The organism is Mesorhizobium sp. WSM4815, assembly GCF_055811575.1.
Genome location: NZ_JBVVQS010000096.1, coordinates 204,594 through 221,166, shown reverse-complemented (window position 1 = coordinate 221,166; position 16,573 = coordinate 204,594). Strand labels below are relative to the sequence as shown.

General features: G+C 62.0%; 20 protein-coding genes. 17 read left to right on the top strand and 3 right to left on the bottom strand.

All coding sequences use genetic code 11. The annotated features are described in order from the left end of the window. Window positions 1–35: 35 nt before the first annotated feature. From rpe to gph, 3 genes are read left to right on the top strand one after another with little or no spacing between them, the layout of a single operon-like run. On the top strand, window positions 36–722 hold the full coding sequence (gene rpe / locus AC0L2B_RS19475) for a ribulose-phosphate 3-epimerase (RefSeq protein WP_287237896.1): 687 nt from the start codon (window positions 36–38) through the stop codon (window positions 720–722). 21 nt (window positions 723–743) lie between these two features. After that, window positions 744–1,301 (top strand): thioredoxin family protein, encoded by a 558-nt coding sequence (locus tag AC0L2B_RS19470; RefSeq protein ID WP_473746477.1) that lies wholly within the window; start codon window positions 744–746, stop codon window positions 1,299–1,301. 8 nt (window positions 1,302–1,309) lie between these two features. Further along, window positions 1,310–1,999: a phosphoglycolate phosphatase gene (gene gph / locus AC0L2B_RS19465; RefSeq protein WP_236473705.1), complete on the top strand. Its 690-nt coding sequence runs from the start codon at window positions 1,310–1,312 to the stop codon at window positions 1,997–1,999. A 154-nt stretch (window positions 2,000–2,153) separates the two neighbouring features. On the opposite strand, the gene AC0L2B_RS19460 is transcribed toward gph, so the two are convergent. Continuing rightward, a complete protein-coding gene (locus AC0L2B_RS19460; protein WP_027151302.1) occupies window positions 2,154–2,534 on the bottom strand; it encodes a c-type cytochrome in 381 nt (126 codons plus the stop codon). A gap of 593 nt (window positions 2,535–3,127) precedes the next feature. Between AC0L2B_RS19460 and AC0L2B_RS19455 the strand changes: the two genes are divergently transcribed. The 6 genes from AC0L2B_RS19455 (at window position 3,128) to AC0L2B_RS19430 (ending at window position 7,876) form a co-directional block, all read left to right on the top strand. Next, window positions 3,128–3,337, top strand: a complete 210-nt coding sequence (locus tag AC0L2B_RS19455) for a hypothetical protein (protein WP_473746476.1) — start codon at window positions 3,128–3,130, stop codon at window positions 3,335–3,337. A 39-nt stretch (window positions 3,338–3,376) separates the two neighbouring features. After that, window positions 3,377–4,363 carry an ABC transporter substrate-binding protein gene (locus tag AC0L2B_RS19450; RefSeq protein ID WP_473746510.1) on the top strand — a complete coding sequence of 329 codons (987 nt, stop codon included), beginning with the start codon at window positions 3,377–3,379 and terminating at the stop codon, window positions 4,361–4,363. A 44-nt stretch (window positions 4,364–4,407) separates the two neighbouring features. Next, window positions 4,408–5,187: an ABC transporter permease gene (locus tag AC0L2B_RS19445; RefSeq protein WP_473746509.1), complete on the top strand. Its 780-nt coding sequence runs from the start codon at window positions 4,408–4,410 to the stop codon at window positions 5,185–5,187. Next, the gene (locus tag AC0L2B_RS19440) at window positions 5,156–5,896 is read left to right on the top strand and encodes an ABC transporter ATP-binding protein (protein WP_473746508.1); all 741 of its coding nucleotides are present in this window, start codon (window positions 5,156–5,158) and stop codon (window positions 5,894–5,896) included. The genes AC0L2B_RS19445 and AC0L2B_RS19440 overlap by 32 nt, the downstream gene beginning before the upstream one ends. Before the next feature lie 31 nt (window positions 5,897–5,927). Continuing rightward, on the top strand, window positions 5,928–6,899 hold the full coding sequence (locus AC0L2B_RS19435) for a quinoprotein relay system zinc metallohydrolase 2 (RefSeq protein WP_473746475.1): 972 nt from the start codon (window positions 5,928–5,930) through the stop codon (window positions 6,897–6,899). 113 nt (window positions 6,900–7,012) lie between these two features. Next, complete coding sequence (locus tag AC0L2B_RS19430) at window positions 7,013–7,876, top strand: quinoprotein dehydrogenase-associated SoxYZ-like carrier (protein WP_091596815.1); 864 nt, start codon at window positions 7,013–7,015, stop codon at window positions 7,874–7,876. 46 nt (window positions 7,877–7,922) lie between these two features. Here the strand turns inward: AC0L2B_RS19430 and AC0L2B_RS19425 are convergent, their stop codons facing one another. Next, window positions 7,923–8,276, bottom strand: coding sequence for a hypothetical protein (locus AC0L2B_RS19425; protein WP_023797678.1), 354 nt, complete (start codon window positions 8,274–8,276; stop codon window positions 7,923–7,925). 673 nt (window positions 8,277–8,949) lie between these two features. Between AC0L2B_RS19425 and AC0L2B_RS19420 the strand changes: the two genes are divergently transcribed. The 4 genes from AC0L2B_RS19420 (at window position 8,950) to AC0L2B_RS19405 (ending at window position 13,005) form a co-directional block, all read left to right on the top strand. After that, window positions 8,950–10,848: a methanol/ethanol family PQQ-dependent dehydrogenase gene (locus AC0L2B_RS19420; RefSeq protein ID WP_027151294.1), complete on the top strand. Its 1,899-nt coding sequence runs from the start codon at window positions 8,950–8,952 to the stop codon at window positions 10,846–10,848. 202 nt (window positions 10,849–11,050) lie between these two features. After that, window positions 11,051–11,572 carry a c-type cytochrome, methanol metabolism-related gene (locus tag AC0L2B_RS19415; RefSeq protein ID WP_128173349.1) on the top strand — a complete coding sequence of 174 codons (522 nt, stop codon included), beginning with the start codon at window positions 11,051–11,053 and terminating at the stop codon, window positions 11,570–11,572. Window position 11,573: 1 nt separating this feature from the next. Further along, on the top strand, window positions 11,574–12,437 hold the full coding sequence (locus AC0L2B_RS19410) for a quinoprotein dehydrogenase-associated putative ABC transporter substrate-binding protein (RefSeq protein ID WP_051407715.1): 864 nt from the start codon (window positions 11,574–11,576) through the stop codon (window positions 12,435–12,437). Window positions 12,438–12,447: 10 nt separating this feature from the next. After that, on the top strand, window positions 12,448–13,005 hold the full coding sequence (locus AC0L2B_RS19405) for a PQQ-dependent catabolism-associated CXXCW motif protein (RefSeq protein WP_473746474.1): 558 nt from the start codon (window positions 12,448–12,450) through the stop codon (window positions 13,003–13,005). Between the two features lie 50 nt (window positions 13,006–13,055). Here the strand turns inward: AC0L2B_RS19405 and AC0L2B_RS19400 are convergent, their stop codons facing one another. Then, on the bottom strand, window positions 13,056–13,193 hold the full coding sequence (locus AC0L2B_RS19400) for a hypothetical protein (RefSeq protein ID WP_023797673.1): 138 nt from the start codon (window positions 13,191–13,193) through the stop codon (window positions 13,056–13,058). 220 nt (window positions 13,194–13,413) lie between these two features. Here AC0L2B_RS19400 and pqqB point away from each other — a divergent pair, with 220 nt between their 5' ends. The 4 genes from pqqB to pqqE are packed head-to-tail and all read left to right on the top strand — an operon-like array spanning window position 13,414 to window position 16,518. Next, window positions 13,414–14,352 carry a pyrroloquinoline quinone biosynthesis protein PqqB gene (pqqB, locus tag AC0L2B_RS19395; protein WP_473746473.1) on the top strand — a complete coding sequence of 313 codons (939 nt, stop codon included), beginning with the start codon at window positions 13,414–13,416 and terminating at the stop codon, window positions 14,350–14,352. After that, window positions 14,349–15,107: a pyrroloquinoline-quinone synthase PqqC gene (gene pqqC / locus AC0L2B_RS19390; RefSeq protein ID WP_473746472.1), complete on the top strand. Its 759-nt coding sequence runs from the start codon at window positions 14,349–14,351 to the stop codon at window positions 15,105–15,107. Before pqqB ends, pqqC begins: the two co-directional genes overlap by 4 nt. Beyond that, window positions 15,104–15,400 carry a pyrroloquinoline quinone biosynthesis peptide chaperone PqqD gene (gene pqqD / locus AC0L2B_RS19385; RefSeq protein WP_023797669.1) on the top strand — a complete coding sequence of 99 codons (297 nt, stop codon included), beginning with the start codon at window positions 15,104–15,106 and terminating at the stop codon, window positions 15,398–15,400. Before pqqC ends, pqqD begins: the two co-directional genes overlap by 4 nt. Further along, the gene (pqqE, locus tag AC0L2B_RS19380; protein ID WP_128180874.1) at window positions 15,397–16,518 is read left to right on the top strand and encodes a pyrroloquinoline quinone biosynthesis protein PqqE; all 1,122 of its coding nucleotides are present in this window, start codon (window positions 15,397–15,399) and stop codon (window positions 16,516–16,518) included. Before pqqD ends, pqqE begins: the two co-directional genes overlap by 4 nt. Window positions 16,519–16,573 lie beyond the last annotated feature (55 nt).

Genomic DNA, 16,573 nt, shown 5'->3' with positions numbered 1-16,573 from the left:
GACCGGAAACCGAAGACGGAATGGAGCCGACGACCATGGGTACCAAGACAATCATCGCCCCCTCGGTGCTTTCTGCGGATTTCTCGCGGCTCGGCGACGAGGTCGAAGCAGTCGTCCGGGCGGGCGCCGACTGGATCCATCTCGACGTGATGGACGGTCATTTCGTGCCCAACATCACCTTCGGTCCGCCGGTGATCAAGGCGATCCGCGATCGAACCGACAAGGTCTTCGACTGTCACCTGATGATTGCGCCGGCCGACGCCTATCTCGCCGCCTTCGCCGATGCCGGCTGCGACATCATCACCGTGCACGCCGAGGCCGGGCCGCATCTCGACCGTTCGCTGCAGGCGATCAGGAATCTCGGCAAGAAGGCCGGCGTGTCGCTGAACCCGTCGACGCCGGAAAGCGTCATCGAATATGTGCTCGACCGGCTCGATCTGGTGCTTCTGATGACGGTCAATCCGGGCTTCGGCGGCCAGGCGTTCATTCCGGCGGTCATCGACAAGGTCAGGCGGGTCAAGGCGCTGATCGGCAATCGCCCGATCGACATCGAGATCGACGGCGGCGTCACCCCCGAGACCGCCCCGCTGGTCACCGCGGCCGGCGCCAATGTGCTGGTCGCCGGCTCGGCTATCTTCAAGGGCGGCAGCGAGGCGGCCTATCGCGCCAATATCGGCGCCATCAGGCAGGCAGCCGACGGCGCGATCCGGAAAGCCGCGTAAACCATTTCATCGGAGCACAATATGGGGGCAATCCCACCTGTCTGCGATTTCGGCTGGCAAGCCATCGATGCCGCCTTGCCCGGCGTCGACGGCAAATCGCATTCGATCTTCAGCCACGCCGGTCCGAACGGGCTGGTGGTGGCCTTCATCTGCAACCACTGCCCTTACGTGAAGGCGGTGATTTCCCGCATCGTCCGCGATGCCGACGACCTCAAGCCCGAAGGCATCGGCTTTGTCGCGATCAACTCCAACGATGCCGACGCCTATCCGGATGATTCCTTCGACAACATGAAGCTCTTCGCCAGGGCGAACGGCTTCACTTTTCCCTACCTCCACGACGAGCGCCAGACGGTGGCGCGTGCCTATGGAGCCGTTTGCACTCCGGATTTCTTCGGGCTCAACAGCGAATTGACGCTGCAATATCGCGGCCGGCTGGACGCGGCGCGGCGAGACGCTGGACCGCCCGGACTGAGACGCGACCTATTCGAGGCGATGAGACAGATCGCACGAACCGGCGACGGACCGCTGGACCAGATCGCTTCGATCGGCTGCTCGATCAAGTGGAAGGACGCCGCATGAACGTCGGCATGAGTAGGCCGTTTCGATCGCCGAAGGCGATCCTGTTCGATCTCGACGGCACGCTGGTCGATTCGGCGCCCGATATAACCGCCGCCGTCAACGAATTGCTGGCCGGTCGCGATCTGCCGCCGCTGCGCCTGGAACAGGTCAGGGCGATGATCGGCGGCGGCGTCAGGAAACTGGTCGAGCGAGCCTTCGCGGCATCCGGCGCCCCGCTCCTCGGCAGCGCCCTCGACGAGGCCAACCGTGCCATGGCGCCGATCTACCGCAGACATCTGACCGGCCTGACGACGCTGATGCCCGGCGTCAGGGAGGTTCTCACCCACTTCCATTTGAGCGGAATAGCCATGGGCGTGGTGACCAACAAGCCGCAGCTGGCGGCTCGCGAAATCCTGCTGCATTTCGGGCTGACGGAGCATCTCGGCGCGATCGTCGGCGGAGACGCGGTAACTTGCCTGAAACCGGCGCCCGACGCTCTGCTGCTGGCGCTCGACCAGCTTCAGGTCGAGCCTCGTGACGCACTGATGGTCGGAGACAGCGGCGCCGACGTGGCCGCCGCCCGCGCCGCCGGCATGCCGGCTATCCTGCTGCGTGGCGGCTACACCCAAATTGCCGTTGAAGCGCTTGGCGCCGACCTGGTTTGCGACGGCTTGCTCGACCTGCCTTCCGCCATGCGCAGGCTGCAAGACGCCGCGTGACCGGCGCCAGCAGTGCGGGCGCGCCGGCCGAGCGCAGTTTGCGAACGGCCGGCGAAGTCGCGTTACTCCGGGGGGGAGAACCGGGTTACTTCCGGCGGAAGAACCGGGTTACTTCCGGGGGAAGAACCGGGTTATTTCCTGCGGAAAAACCGGGTTATTTGGAGTATTGCTTCAGATAGGCGATGACGTTGGCGAGATCCTCGTCCTTCTTGAGGCCGGGAAACGCCATCTTCGTACCCTTGATCATGCCCTTCGGGTCGCGAAGATAATTCGTCAGCGTGGCTTCGTCCCATTTGACGCCGGATTTACCCGCCTCGGCCATCGGTTTGGAATATTTGAACCCCGGATGCGTGCCGGCCGTCCGGCCGATAACGCCGCTTAACGACGGGCCGATCTTGTTCTTGTCCTCGTCGACGACGTGGCAGGCCTTGCACTTGGCGAAGACCTTCTCACCCGCCGCGGCATCCTGTGCCTGCGATTGGTTTGTAATAAACGTCGCAACGGACACGACGGCGAAAAATGCGACTGCACGCATGGCATTTCCTCATTGATCGTCAAGGTGCCCTGGACGATTAGCGCATGCCTTTGTCTGATCATCGGCATGCATCGTTTTATGCAGAGCGAAAACGTCTCCCTTGTGGAGTTGCAGCGCCTGCACCCTGGAAGCTACCCGGCAGATGAGGGATGTCAACCGCTACCCAAGTTCAACGCAGTCGCTTCGGGTTTGCGCTGCCTTCCAGCGTTGAAGGCTGGCGAAAGCCGAAGCGACATCCAATCTCCCCCCTTGCGGGGAGATGTCCGGCAGGACAGAGGGGGGTGGGAAGGATCGCCAACTTTCGGCTTTATCCATCCCAACCGGAAATCAGCCTGAGGGTGTGGCTGTAATTGATCGACAGGTCGGAGGGACAGCACCCCCCTCTGCCCTGCCGGGCATCTCCCCCGCAAGGGGGGAGATCGGCAGCTTCACCAACGGCGCGATTGACGGCCATCTGGCGAACGCGTAGCCTCAAACCATTCCGGTTTTCCATGGGCACCTCGGGACTCCGGCAGCTGGTGATTTTGTCCAGGCTCGCGGATCGGGCCGGATTTCGCCAAAGCGGGCGTCTTCAAGCGCGCAAGAGGTGCTGAATGGATATGGTCGACCTCATCTTGACGGTTTGCCTGATTGCCAATCCGGGCAATTGCCGAGACGAACATCTCTATTTCGAGAGCCGCGGCTCTCTGTTTCAATGCATGATGCTGGCGCCCACCGAAATCGCGAAATGGTCGCAGGAACACCCGAACCTCAAGGTCAAGCGCTGGAAATGCGCTTTGCCGAACAAAGACCGTGCGATCTGATCGGCGCCCCGGCCCGTTGCGGCCCCGGGAGGAGACATCATCATGATTTCGCGTCGAGGAACGCTCCGGCTGGCGGCTCTTGGAACAGCCGCGGCACTTGTCCCAAAGCCCTCCTTCGCCACGAACAGGATTCGCATCGGTGTGCTGAAATTCGGCACCGTGAGCTGGGCGCTTGACACGCTGAAGCACCACAAGTTCGACACAGCCAACGGCATCGATCTGGAGGCCGTCGATTTCGCCGGCGAGGATGCAACCAACGTCGCCTTGCTGGCCGGCGCGATCGACATGATCGTTTCCGACTGGCTGTGGGTCTCGCGCCAGCGCTCCGAAGGCGTCGACCTCACATTGGTCCCTTATTCGACCGCCGTCGGGGCAATCATGGTGAAGGAGGGAGCGCCGATCCGCACGATCACCGATCTCAGGGGAAAAAAGCTCGGCGTCGCCGGCGGACCTCTCGACAAAAGCTGGCTGCTGATCCAGGCGCTGGCCAGACGCGATCACGACCTCGACCTGGCGGCAACCAGCGACATCGTCTTTGGCGCGCCGCCGCTGATTTCGGAAAAGGCGATGCAGGGCGAGCTCGATGCGGTGCTCAATTTCTGGCATTTCTGCGCCCGCCTCGAGGCCAACGGCTTTCGTCGGCTGATCGGCGCCGATGCTGCGGCGAAAGCGCTCGGGGCCTCGGGCGCCGTATCGGCGCTCGGCTATGTCTTTCATGACAAATGGGCGAACGAACATCCGGACGCTATCAGCGGCTTCATCAAGGCTTCGGCGCAGTCCAAGGACTTGCTGGCCAGATCCGACGATGAATGGCTGCGCCTTGCGCCTGGTATCCGCGCGCAAGGCGAGGAATTGGCCAAACTGCGTGACCGCTATCGCGAGGGCATTCCCAGACGCCCCGTCGCCGAGGATGCGGCCGATGCAGGAAAACTCTATCGTGTGCTGGCCGAGATCGGCGGCGAAAAGCTGGTCGGCCGGGCGCCGGAGATGGCGCCCGGCACGTTCTGGCAGGTACCCAAGCAATGAGCGCACCTGATACCGGCGATCGCCCGCCTGGCGCTGCGGCCGGCATGTCCAGCCAATCCGGCCTGGCAGCGGCGCTGACACCGGTGCTGACGGTGGCGGCCTCTCTGCTCGGGCTTGGCCTGCTGTGGGGCCTTGCGGCAAATGCCTGGCCGAGCCGTGCCTTTCCAGGGCCGGGACTGGTCTGGCAGGTGCTGCTCGCAGAGGCGGCGAACGGCGATCTTTTCTACCATCTCGGCGCCACGCTCGGCCGGGTTGCCGCGGCCTATGTCGTCGCGATGGTTGTTGGCTCGGTCATCGGCGTCCTCCTCGGCAGCCACCGCCGCGCAGACCGGTTCTTCGCTCCCTGGGTGGTCCTGTTCCTCAACATTCCCGCGCTGGTGGTCATCGTGCTCGCCTACATCTGGTTCGGCCTCAACGAAGCGGCGGCGATTGGCGCGGTTGCCGTCAACAAGATCCCGAATGTCGGGGTCACGATGCGCGAGGGCGCCAGGGCGCTTGATCCGAGTTACGCCGAAATGGCCGCCGTCTACCGCTTTGGTCTCCTCGACCGCATTCGCCATGTCCTGCTGCCGCAACTGCAGCCCTATCTTGCCGCCGCCTCACGATCCGGCATCGCTCTCATCTGGAAGATCGTCCTGGTGGTCGAGCTGCTCGGCCGCTCCAACGGCGTCGGCTTCCAGATCTATCTTTATTTCCAGCTCTTCGACGTCGCCGCCATCCTTGCCTACACCCTGGCTTTCGTGGCGGTGATGCTAGTCATCGAACTCTTTCTGGTGCAGCCCGTTGAACGACATGCAACCCGTTGGCGCCGTCGTCCCGCTTAGGGTCGACATCGCCGAAAAGACTTTCAGGTCCGCGCAAGGCGTCTCGATCACGGCGCTCCAGGACCTTTCCTTCGAGGTCCGGCAAGGCGAATTCGCCTGCTTGCTGGGGCCGTCCGGTTGCGGCAAGACCACGACGCTGCGCATCCTGCTTGGGTTGGACAAGGACTTTTCCGGCTCGTTCCAACTGCCTGAAGGCGGCTCCGACCGGATCGCCGCCGTATTCCAGGAGCCGGTCTTGCTGCCGTGGCGGACGGTGGAGCAGAATGTCAGGCTGGCGCTGCCGAAAAGCCTGAGAACGAAGAACCTCGACGGGCTGTTCGACACGCTCGGCCTCGCCGGCATGCGCGCGCTCTATCCGGCCGAGCTTTCGCTCGGCCTTGCGCGCAGGGCAGCGCTTGCCAGGGCCTTCGCCACCGAACCGGCGGTGCTGTTCCTGGACGAACCCTTTGCCTCACTCGACGAACGGACCGCCGAGCGGCTTCGGCACCTGCTTTTGACCGTGTGGTCGGCGCGGCGCACGACCGCCCTGATGGTAACCCACAATCTGCGCGAGGCCTTGATGCTGTCGGATCGCATCATCGTGCTCGCGCAGCGGCCGGCGCATGTGCTCGGCATGTTCGACGTAAGGCTGCCGCGGCACTATCGCAATCCACAGGTGATGAGCGACCTTTTGCGGTCGTTCCAGCAAAAATTTCCGGGCGTGGCCTGATCGCCTTACAGTTCGGAATTGGGAGGAAGCCATGCCGATCGACAGGATACGACGCAAGCTTGTGAACGGCTTCGCCTGCACCGCGGTCAGCGCCGCGATGCTGCCCTGTTGCCTCGGGCGGGCCGCTGTCGCCGCAGCCTACGGCCTTGAATTCAAGCTCAGGAACGTCGCCGACGGCGTCTTCGCTTTCCAGGGCGTCGATGAATTGATGAGCGCCGCCAACCAGGGCGCGATCTCCAACCTCGGCGTCGTCGTCGGCGCCGACGCCGTCGCCGTCATCGACAGCGGCGGCAGCCTGATTGAGGCGAACGCCCTCATCGCTGCGATCGGCAAGATAAGCGCCAAGCCGGTTCGCTACCTGATCAACACCCACATGCACCCCGACCATGTCTTCGGCAACGCGGCGTTCCGGCAGATCGGCGCCACCATCGTCGGCCACCACAATCTGCCGCGCGCCCTCGAGGCGCGCGGCGCCTTCTACCTGCAGAACTTTCGCGAACAGATCGGCGACGCCCTCATCAAAGGGATCGAGATCATACCGCCGACGATGCTGGTCGACGATCGCCTGCAGCTCGACCTCGGCGGGCGCGTGCTCGAATTGCAGGCATGGAAGGCGGCTCACACCGACAACGACCTTACCGTCTTCGACAGCGCGACCCGCACGCTGTTTGCCGGCGATCTGGTTTTCATCGGTTCCTTGCCGACGCTCGACGGATCGCTGCTCGGCTGGCTCCGCCAGATGGATGGGCTCGCCGCGATTGGCGCCACGCGCGTCGTGCCGGGTCATGGCCCGGTGCCGGCCGACTGGCCGGCGGGGCTGACGGCAGAGCGGCGCTATTTCGAAATTCTGGCGCGCGATATTCGCAAGGCGATCGCCGACGGGACGCCGCTCCGCGACGCCGTCAAGACCGCCGGCGCAAGCGAACGGAGCAATTGGCATCTGTTCGACGACTACAACGAGCGCAATGCAACAGCCGCCTTTGCCGAACTCGAATGGGAATAGATCACAGCGACGAACACTGGACGTGGTGGATCGATTTGCCAAACGCATCGTCAAGGGTCTATCCTCGACATCGGCCTGGGCACCACCTCTCTGACATTGGTGGAGGCATCGAAATGCAGAACCACGCTTACCGGAGCCGGCAGCTCGGCTTGCCGCTGGCAGCCATCTTCGCCGCGATCATCCTGGCCATCGGCGCGCTCTTTGGCGCCTCCGGCGCCGCCAACGCCCAGCAGACAACCGCCTCTTCGGACCGGATCTGGCAGGATATGAAAGGCGACGTGTTCGGCGATCGGGCAATTCTGGTCGATAGCGGCGTCGTCAGGATCGAGGCGCCGAAGCGGGCGCAGGATGCCGCCATCGTGCCCGTCGACATCTATATCGACCCGGCCAAGGCGCCCGCCGGCATCAAATCCGTCACCTTGATCATAGACGTCAATCCAGCGCCGGTAGCGGCGACGTTCGAGATCGGCAAGGACGCCGGTGTGACACATCTGTCGACGCGCGTGCGCGTCGACGACTATTCCTATTTGCGTGCCATAGCAGAGACGCAGGGCGGCGAGCTTCACATGGCCCAGACCTTCGTCAAGGCGTCAGGCGGATGCTCCGCCCCGGCGCTCAAGAACCAGGACGAAGCGATGGCAACGATGGGGCAGATGAAGCTGCGCCAATTCCCGCCGCAAGAGACGATGACAAAGGCGCAGGAATTGCAGCTGATGATCCGCCACCCGAACAATTCGGGCCTGCAGCGCAACCCCTTGACCCAGTATTTCATCCCCGCGCATTTCGTTCAGAAACTGTCGGTCTCGCAGGCAGACCGGCTGATCCTGTCGATGGAAGGGGGGATATCGATTTCGGAAGATCCCAATTTCCGGTTCGATTTCACCGCGCACGGCACTGGCCAAATCCAGGTCGAAGCGATCGATACGGACGGCAAGGTATTTCGCAATCAATGGCCGCTGGAGGCTACGGGGCTTTGAAGCCTCGAAACCGTATGCAGCCGCCGTCGGCGGTCTTACACAGCGTCTAAAAGCAGCGCACGTCGGCTTCCGCCTGCGCGCGCTTCAGTCCGGTGCTTGCGGCTTTTGCCGGCGCGCTTTCGCGGAACAGTCCCGAACGCTCCCCTGTCGTCAGGGACATGCTCTTGAAGGTCTCGGCCCTTTCATAGTCCTCGAAGGGAAGGATCGAGGCGATGACGTCGATCGAGCAGGAACAGCTCTCCAGCGCCCGACGTGTCTGGCCATTCGTCTGCATGCAGCCGAGCACATAGTCGACAACCGTCACCGTCGGATAATCTGAGGCGGCGCCGGCCGGATTGGCGAAGGCCAGGGCCGACGTGAGCAACAGCGGCAAGCTCGAAAAGCCGACATATCTGATCATGGGGAACCTCCGATTGGCCCGGAACGTGACAGATCGAGCCCGATCGATCGAGACGGATCACCGCACCAGTTGGCCTCCTGTCGCCACGCCCGTCAAGTTCTCATGCAGGCCATATAGTACCAAAGGATAGGGCCGTCCCGGCCGGCAAAAGGCCTCCCCGACAGCACGAACATCGGCTCCGAATCCTGGTGCTGAGCTTGATTTCAGGTCTCCTCCACTATCGGCACCGGAAGCTACGCCCGCATACTTAAAATCATACGATCCAGCGAATATTCCCAAATAAAAATCAATACATTTTGCCCAAAAAATACGTAAAATTTAACCACTTATATAAATCGCGCTTCATCCACAGTCGATCAATAGCTTTCAGTCCGGATTTTTTCATATCTATTTCTCTATATTGCAGTGCAACATAGATGGAAGTGATTTTTCTTGCCTTCCTTCTGGGGATGACATAGCTTCATCCTGTTTCCGGCTTCAAGGGCGTCACCGTCAATTAGGGAGCGGCGACAGTCTTTCGTAGGCCAGGTGGGATGGGCAGTAACGGTGCCCTCTGCTCATTCGGCTTAGGTCGTGACACGCTGCCGGAAATACTTCCCCCACATGAATCGCTTGGGCAAGCCCTGGTGGGCTCAACGGACGATTCGTCATTGTGCACCCTGGGAGGACTTTGATGCGTGTATTAGCGAAAACTGCCTACCTACTAACGACCGCGGCGCTCATGTCGTTCGGCGCGGTCCACATGACGTCGGCCAATGAAGAACTGATGAAAATGGCCGAGAATCCCAAGGACTGGGTGATGCAGACGGGTGACTACGCCAACACCCGCTTTTCCAAGCTCAACCAGATCACCAAGGACAATGTGAAGAACCTGCAGGTCAAGTGGACCTTCTCCACTGGCGTGCTGCGCGGCCATGAAGGCGGGCCGCTGGTCATCGGCGATGTGATGTATGTCCACGCGCCGTTCCCGAACACCGTCTATGCTCTCGATCTCAAGAATGACGGAAAGATCCTCTGGAAATACGAGCCCAAGCAAGACCCGAATGTTATTGGCATCATGTGCTGCGACACGGTCAACCGTGGCGTTGCCTATGGTGACGGCAAGATCATCCTCAACCAGGCCGACACCACCGTCGTGGCGCTCGATGCCAAGTCCGGCAAAGTCGTCTGGACGGTCAAGAACGGCGACCAGATCGACGGCGGAAAGGGCGAATCCGGCACGTCAGCGCCTGTGGTCGTCAAGGACAAGGTTATCGTCGGCATCTCTGGCGCCGAATATGGCGTTCGCGGCCACCTCTCGGCCTACAATCTTTCGGATGGCAAGCTTGCCTGGCGGGCCTATTCGACGGGACCCGATGCAGAAACCCTGATCGATTCCGAAAAGACCACCCATCTCGGCAAACCAGTCGGCGCGGACTCGGGCACGAACACCTGGGAAGGCGAGCAGTGGAAGACCGGTGGCGGCACGACTTGGGGATGGTACGCCTATGATCCCAAGCTTAACCTGATCTACTATGGCACCGGCAATCCATCGACCTGGAACCCGGTCCAGAGGCCAGGCGACAATCGCTGGTCGATGACGATCATGGCTCGCGATGCGGATACCGGGATGGCCAAGTGGCTCTACCAGATGACCCCGCATGACGAGTGGGATTATGACGGCGTCAACGAGATGATCCTTGTCGACGGCATGGACATCAAGGGCGCCAAGCGCGATGTGCTGGTGCACTTCGACCGCAATGGCTTTGCCTACACCATGGATCGCGCCAATGGCGAGCTTCTCGTCGCCAAGAAATACGATCCGGCAGTGAACTGGGCGACGGAAGTCAACATGGACCCCAGCAGCGACCAGTACGGCCGCCCGCAGGTGGTCGCCAAATATTCGACCCAGCAGAACGGCGAAGACACCAACTCGACGGGCATCTGCCCGGCCGCGCTTGGAACCAAGGACCAGCAACCGGCGACCTATTCGCCGAAGACCGGTCTGTTCTACGTGCCGACAAACCATGTCTGCATGGACTATGAGCCCTACAAGGTGAGCTACACCGCCGGTCAGCCTTACGTGGGCGCCACCGTGTCGATGTATCCTCCCGCTGGAGCCGACCACATGGGCAACTTCATTGCCTGGGATGCTGCCAAGGGCGAGATCGTCTGGTCCAAGCCCGAGAAGTTCTCGGTCTGGTCGGGCGCGCTGGCGACCGACGGCGACGTCGTCTTCTACGGCACGCTCGAGGGCTACATCAAGGCAGTCGATCATGACGGCAATGAACTCTACAAGTTCAAGACCCCGTCCGGCATCATCGGCAACATCACGGCCTACGAGCATGGCGGCAAGCAATACATCGCCGTTCTGTCCGGCGTCGGTGGATGGGCCGGTATCGGTCTGGCAGGCGGACTGCTTTCGCCCGACAACGCCGCTGCCTGGCATGGCGCCGTCGATCAGGGCCGTGCGCAAGGCGACGAGGCTGCGGTCGTTGGGACTGCTGGTCTGGGCGCGGTCGGTGGCTACGCAGCACTTGCCGACTACACGACGCTGGGCGGCCAGCTCACCGTCTTCGGTCTCCCGGACTGATAAAAACGGGAACGACTGAAACACGGGAACCTTAGGCACGCCTCGGTTTTTTGAGAAGACCAAGGCTTGAAAAGCGAGAGCCCGGATCACCGGGAAGCCAGGACCGGGCTCTCAATTTCGCCGCGCACCCACATCGATCCATGCCGCTTCACGACAGCAAGACCGTGTGCAGGCGAAATCAAGAAATCAAGGAAGTAGCTGAATGTCCGTTCGCATTGTAATTTCCGCTCTCGCCCTGGCGCTGCCTCTGGCAAGTTCAAGCCTCGCGCATGCCCAGGACAGCGCTGAAAAAGCCAAGGCCGTGACGGAAGAAGGCGGCAAGCATTTCGACGCGGATGGAAATCCGACCTTCAAGATCGAAAACGGAGCCGTCGACTGGTATACGTTCAGCGGTTACCGCCGGTATCACTCCGATTGCCATGTCTGTCACGGACCGGACGGCACCGGTTCGAGCTATGCGCCGGCCCTGCTCAACAGCCTGAAAACAATGGATTACGCCACCTTCATCTCGATCGTCGCCGAGGGCCGCAAGAATGTCGGCGGCGGCAAGGAAAATGTCATGCCTGCCTTTGGCGACAACAAGAACGTCTATTGCTACATGGATGATCTCTACGTCTATCTGCGTGCCCGCGCCGACGGTGCGGCGCCGCGCGGCAGGCCGCCGAAGAAAGCAGACAAGCCACAGGCAGCGAAGGATGCCGAAGCATCCTGCATGGGTGGATGATATGATTGGCCGTGACGCGTTGAAGCTGTGTTTTGTCCTGCCGATGCTCGGCGCACTCGCCTTGCTGCCTGCGAACGCCCAGGCGCAGGACGCCGGCCTTGGTGCCGCGGGCGAACTGGTCGACCCAGACATTCTGCGCGTCTGCGCCGATCCTTCGAACATGCCGTTCACCGACGAGAGCGGCGAAGGCTTCGAAAACCGGCTGGCCGATCTGGTTGCCGCGAAAACCGGCCGAAAGTCCGTCGCCTATACATGGTTTCCTCTTGTCGCCGGCTTCGTGCGCAACACGTTGGCCGCCAACCGATGCGACATCATCATGGGCTATGCCCAAGGCGATGAACTGGTGCAGAACACCAACGCCTACTATCGCTCGTCCTATGTGTTGGTGCACCCGAAGGGCAACGGCATGGAAGGCGTCGAGACCATCGAGGATCCGAAACTCACCGGCAAAAGGATCGGCGTCGTCGAAAGCACACCGCCGACTGCCAACATGGCCGCCAACAAGCTCATGCGAACGGCAAAGATCTATCCGCTGGCGGTGGATACCCGCCTCACCCCCTCCATGGGGGAAGTCATGATTAAGGACATGCTCGCCGGCAAGATCGATGCGGCGGTCATGTGGGGACCGATGGCAGGCTACTACGCCAAGCAACTCGGCGCCGATCTCACGATCGTTCCGCTGGTGAAGGAAAAGACCGGCTCGCGCATGTCATACCGCATCACCATGGGCGTGCGTCCATCCGACCAGGAATGGAAGCGGACGCTCAACCGGGTGATCAGGGAAAACCAGGCGGAGATCACCAGGATCCTGCTGGACTACGATGTGCCGCTGATCGACGAACACGATAATCCGATCACGCAATGACGAGAAACGCATGAAGGGAAAGGAGACGATATTGCTGGTTGCCGCGAGCCTTCTCGGTCTGACCGAACCGATGTGGGCTGGCGATATCGCCGAGCCCGGCGGCTACCGGATGGACGACTATCGGGCGCCGGTGCCGCAGACGCTGCAGGGCGCGAAGGTCGTGACGACGGCGGAGGCGGAGGCGCTGTGGCGGGAGAAGAAGGCCGTGTTCTTCGACGTCATGCCGAACACGCCGAAGCCGACTAATTTGCCGGCGGGAACGATTTGGAGAGCCAAGATCAGAAAGGACATCCCAGGCAGCACCTGGCTGGCCAATGTCGGTTACGGTGCTATCTCCGAGGAGACCGCCAACTATTTTCGCCAAGGCCTCGCGGCCGAAGCCGGTCCCGACAAGTCGCGTGCCATTCTGTTCTATTGCATGACGAATTGCTGGATGTCGTGGAATGCTGCGAAACGGGCCATCGAATGGGGCTACAGTTCGGTGATCTGGTATCCGCCCGGCGCCGATGGATGGGAACGTGCCAACCTTCCGCTGGAGGAAAGGAAGCCTTATGTGATTAGCAATTGAGCATGAGCATTGTTATTTTCTTGTTTTTCGACTTTTCAGAACCTGCCGTTTCATTTGTCCATTTTGAGAGCTGATGGACGAGCCATTGCAATGGTGCCCAGCAATGGTTGACTGAGAAAAGGATCGGCCCCTTCGGGCTGGTAGAAGAGGAGATAAGCCATGAAGAAGAGCTGGACAAAACCGACCATGTGCCAAGTTGCTGCGGGCTTCGAGATTTCGCGGTATCTGCCTGCTGAAATTACTCCCAAGAAGTAGGCCGCAGAGGTGCGTGTCCCCGGCAACGGGGACACGCACTGTCTTGCCGCGCGAGGTCTTCGTGAAAGACTTTGACGCGTTCAATGCGGGCGCGAATCCATTCGCGGTCGAAGATTTGCTGTTGGTTGAACAAGCCGCAGAGCGGGCATTGCAATGCGCTTGAAGATCATCGGCTCGGCGGCAGGCGGCGGCTTTCCGCAGTGGAATTGCAACTTTCCCCTGAGCCGCGCGGCTCGCACCGGGATGGCTGGCGTGCATTCGCGAACCCAATCAAGCATCGCCGCCTCAGTGGATGGGGCCGGCTGGGTTCTCTTCAACGCCTCGCCCGATATTCGCCAGCAGATTGCGCAAACGCCTGAATTGCAGCCCGCGCAGGATGCGCCGTTGCGTTCGACGCCCATCCGCGCGGTGGTGCTGACCAATGCCGATGTCGATCATGTCGCCGGCCTACTCAGCCTGCGTGAGCGGCAGCCCTTCGCCATCTACGCAACGACACAGGTGCTGGCGACGCTGGAGGCGAATTCGATCTTCAATGTCCTCGATCCGGCGCTCGTGCCGCGACGCACCTTGCCGCCGGCAGAAGAACTGGCGATCTGCGACGCAGACGGCCACGACACCGGCGTGACTGTCGAGAGTTTTCCCGTGCCCGGCAAGATAGCCCTCTATCTCGAGGAAAGAAGCCGGCCGGAAGCCAATTTCAGTTCCGACGCCGGCGACACGATCGGCGTCCGTATCGGCGGTGCCGGCAGTCGCGGCTCCGTCTTCTATATCCCGGGTTGCGCGCGCATCGATGCGGCCCTGCGCAAGCGCCTGGCCGATGCCGCCTGCGTCCTGTTCGATGGCACGGTCTACACCGACGACGAGATGATCGCCGCCGGCGTCGGCCAAAAGACCGGTGCGCGCATGGGGCATCTGGCCATGTCGGGAGACGATGGGTCGATCGCCGGCCTGGCCGCGTTGAGGATCGGCCGCCGTGTCTTCGTCCACATCAACAACACCAATCCGGTTCTCGACGAGAATTCCGCCGAACACGCAGCGGTCAAAGCGGCTGGCTGGGAAGTCGCCCGCGACGGCATGGAGATGGAATTTTGAGCAATTTCCACGACGCGGCCAGGAACGGCTTGTCCTCCAGCGAGCTCGAAGCCGTGCTGCGGCAGGTCGGCGCCGAGCGCTATCACAACCGCCATCCTTTCCATCACAGGATGACCAGCGGTGCGCTGTCGAGGACCGAGATGCAGGCCTGGGCGCTGAACCGCTATTGCTACCAGGCTGTCATCCCGCGCAAGGACGCCATGATCCTCGCACATGCGCAGGATCCGGCGTTTCGCGCCGCCTGGCGCAAACGCATCGAGGACCATGATGGCGAGGACGGTTGGAGCGGCGGCATCGCGCGCTGGCTGCATCTGGCGACCTCGCTCGGCCTCGATGCCGATGACGTGAAGAGCGAAAGGCTGGCGCTGCCGGCGACACGTTTCGCGGTCGGCGCCTACCTCGCCTTTTGCACGAACCGGACGCTGTTCGAGGCGGTCGCATCGTCGCTGACCGAGATGTTCTCGCCGCTCATCATCGGCGAACGGGTTCCGGCGATGCTGGCCAAATACGATTACATCACCGAGGATACGCTGGCCTATTTCAGCCGACGGCCCGAACAGGCCTCGCGCGACGCCGACTTCGCCCTCGCCTACGTGCTCGGCCATGCCGACACGGCGGAACGCCAGCAGCAGGCAATCGATGCGCTGGTGTTCAAATGCGATATACTGTGGGTCATGCTCGACGCGCTTCAACACGCCTATGGCGAGCCCGGAAACATCCCGCCCGGCGCCTTCCGTCCGGAGCCAGCCCAATGATGGCGCTGCGCGAAAGAGCTTTGGTGTCGTCGCGATCGGTGCCGTCGCTGCCGAAGCACGTGCGCATACAGTACGATCCCGTGCGGCAGGCGTTCGCCGTGCTCTCGCCGGAAAAGGTGTTTTGGCCGAATGACATTAGCCTAGATATATTGCGCCGCTGCGATGGACGGTCCACGGTCGGCCACATCATCGCCGAGCTTGCCGCGGATTATGACGCCGAACAGGAGGCGGTGGCGGCCGACGTCGTCGCCTTCCTGCAAGAATGGTCGGACAAGCTGCTGGTAAAACTATGAGCGAGCCCCTTCTCCCTCCGATCGGCATGCTGGCGGAACTGACGCATCGCTGCCCGCTGCAATGCCCGTATTGCTCCAATCCGCTCGAATTGCTGAAGGCCAATCGCGAACTCGATACGCAGACCTGGCTCGATCTGTTCTCGCAGGCCGCCGATCTCGGCGTTCTCCAGGTGCATCTGTCGGGCGGTGAACCGACGCTGCGCCGCGACCTCGAGCAATTGATCGCCGGGCTTTCGGCGCGCGGCGTCTACACCAACCTGATCACCGCCGGCGTCGGCATTGCCGAAGGCCGCATCGAGGCATTTGCCGAAGCCGGGCTCGACCATCTGCAACTGAGTTTTCAAGGCGCACGGCCGGCGACCACCGACCGCATCGGCAATCACAAAGGCGGCCACGAAAAGAAGCTGGAGACGGCACGCCGCGCCCGCGCAGCCGGCCTGCCGCTTACCATCAACGCGCCGATCCATCGCCACAACATCGAGGAAGTGCCGGAATTCATCGACCTGGCGCTCTCGCTCGGCGCGGAGCGGCTTGAGATCGCCAACGTGCAGTATGCCGGCTGGGCGCTGACCAATCGCGATCAACTGATGCCCGAGCGTGCTGCGGTCGACCGTCAGGCGGAGATCGTCGCGGCGGCGCGCGAACGGCTCACCGGCATCATGAACATCGATTTCGTCACGCCGGATTATTTCGCCATCTATCCCAAGCCGTGCATGGGCGGCTGGGCGCGCGACGCGTTCATGGTGGCGCCGGACGGCACCGTGCTGCCGTGCCATGCCGCACAGACCATCCCGTCGCTCAGTTTTGAGCGTTTCGGACCGCGCAGCCTGGCCGAAATCTGGACCGATTCGCCGGCATTCAACGCCTTTCGCGGCACCGACTGGATGCAGCAGCCCTGTCGCAGCTGCGAACGGCGTGAGATCGACTGGGGCGGCTGCCGCTGCCAGGCGATGGCGATCGCCGGCGACGCCGCCGCGACGGACCCGGCTTGCGCGAAATCGCCGATCCATGCGCGCATGGCCATGCTGATCGACGAAGCCCAGCGTGCTGCGGCAGTTCCTTCGAACGACGAACAATTCGTCTATCGGCGGATCGGCGTCGTCACCGAGCCCGCCTGACGCGCCTTCTTGTTTTTATGCGTGTCGTTATCCCAAAACCGCTGCGCACTTTGGG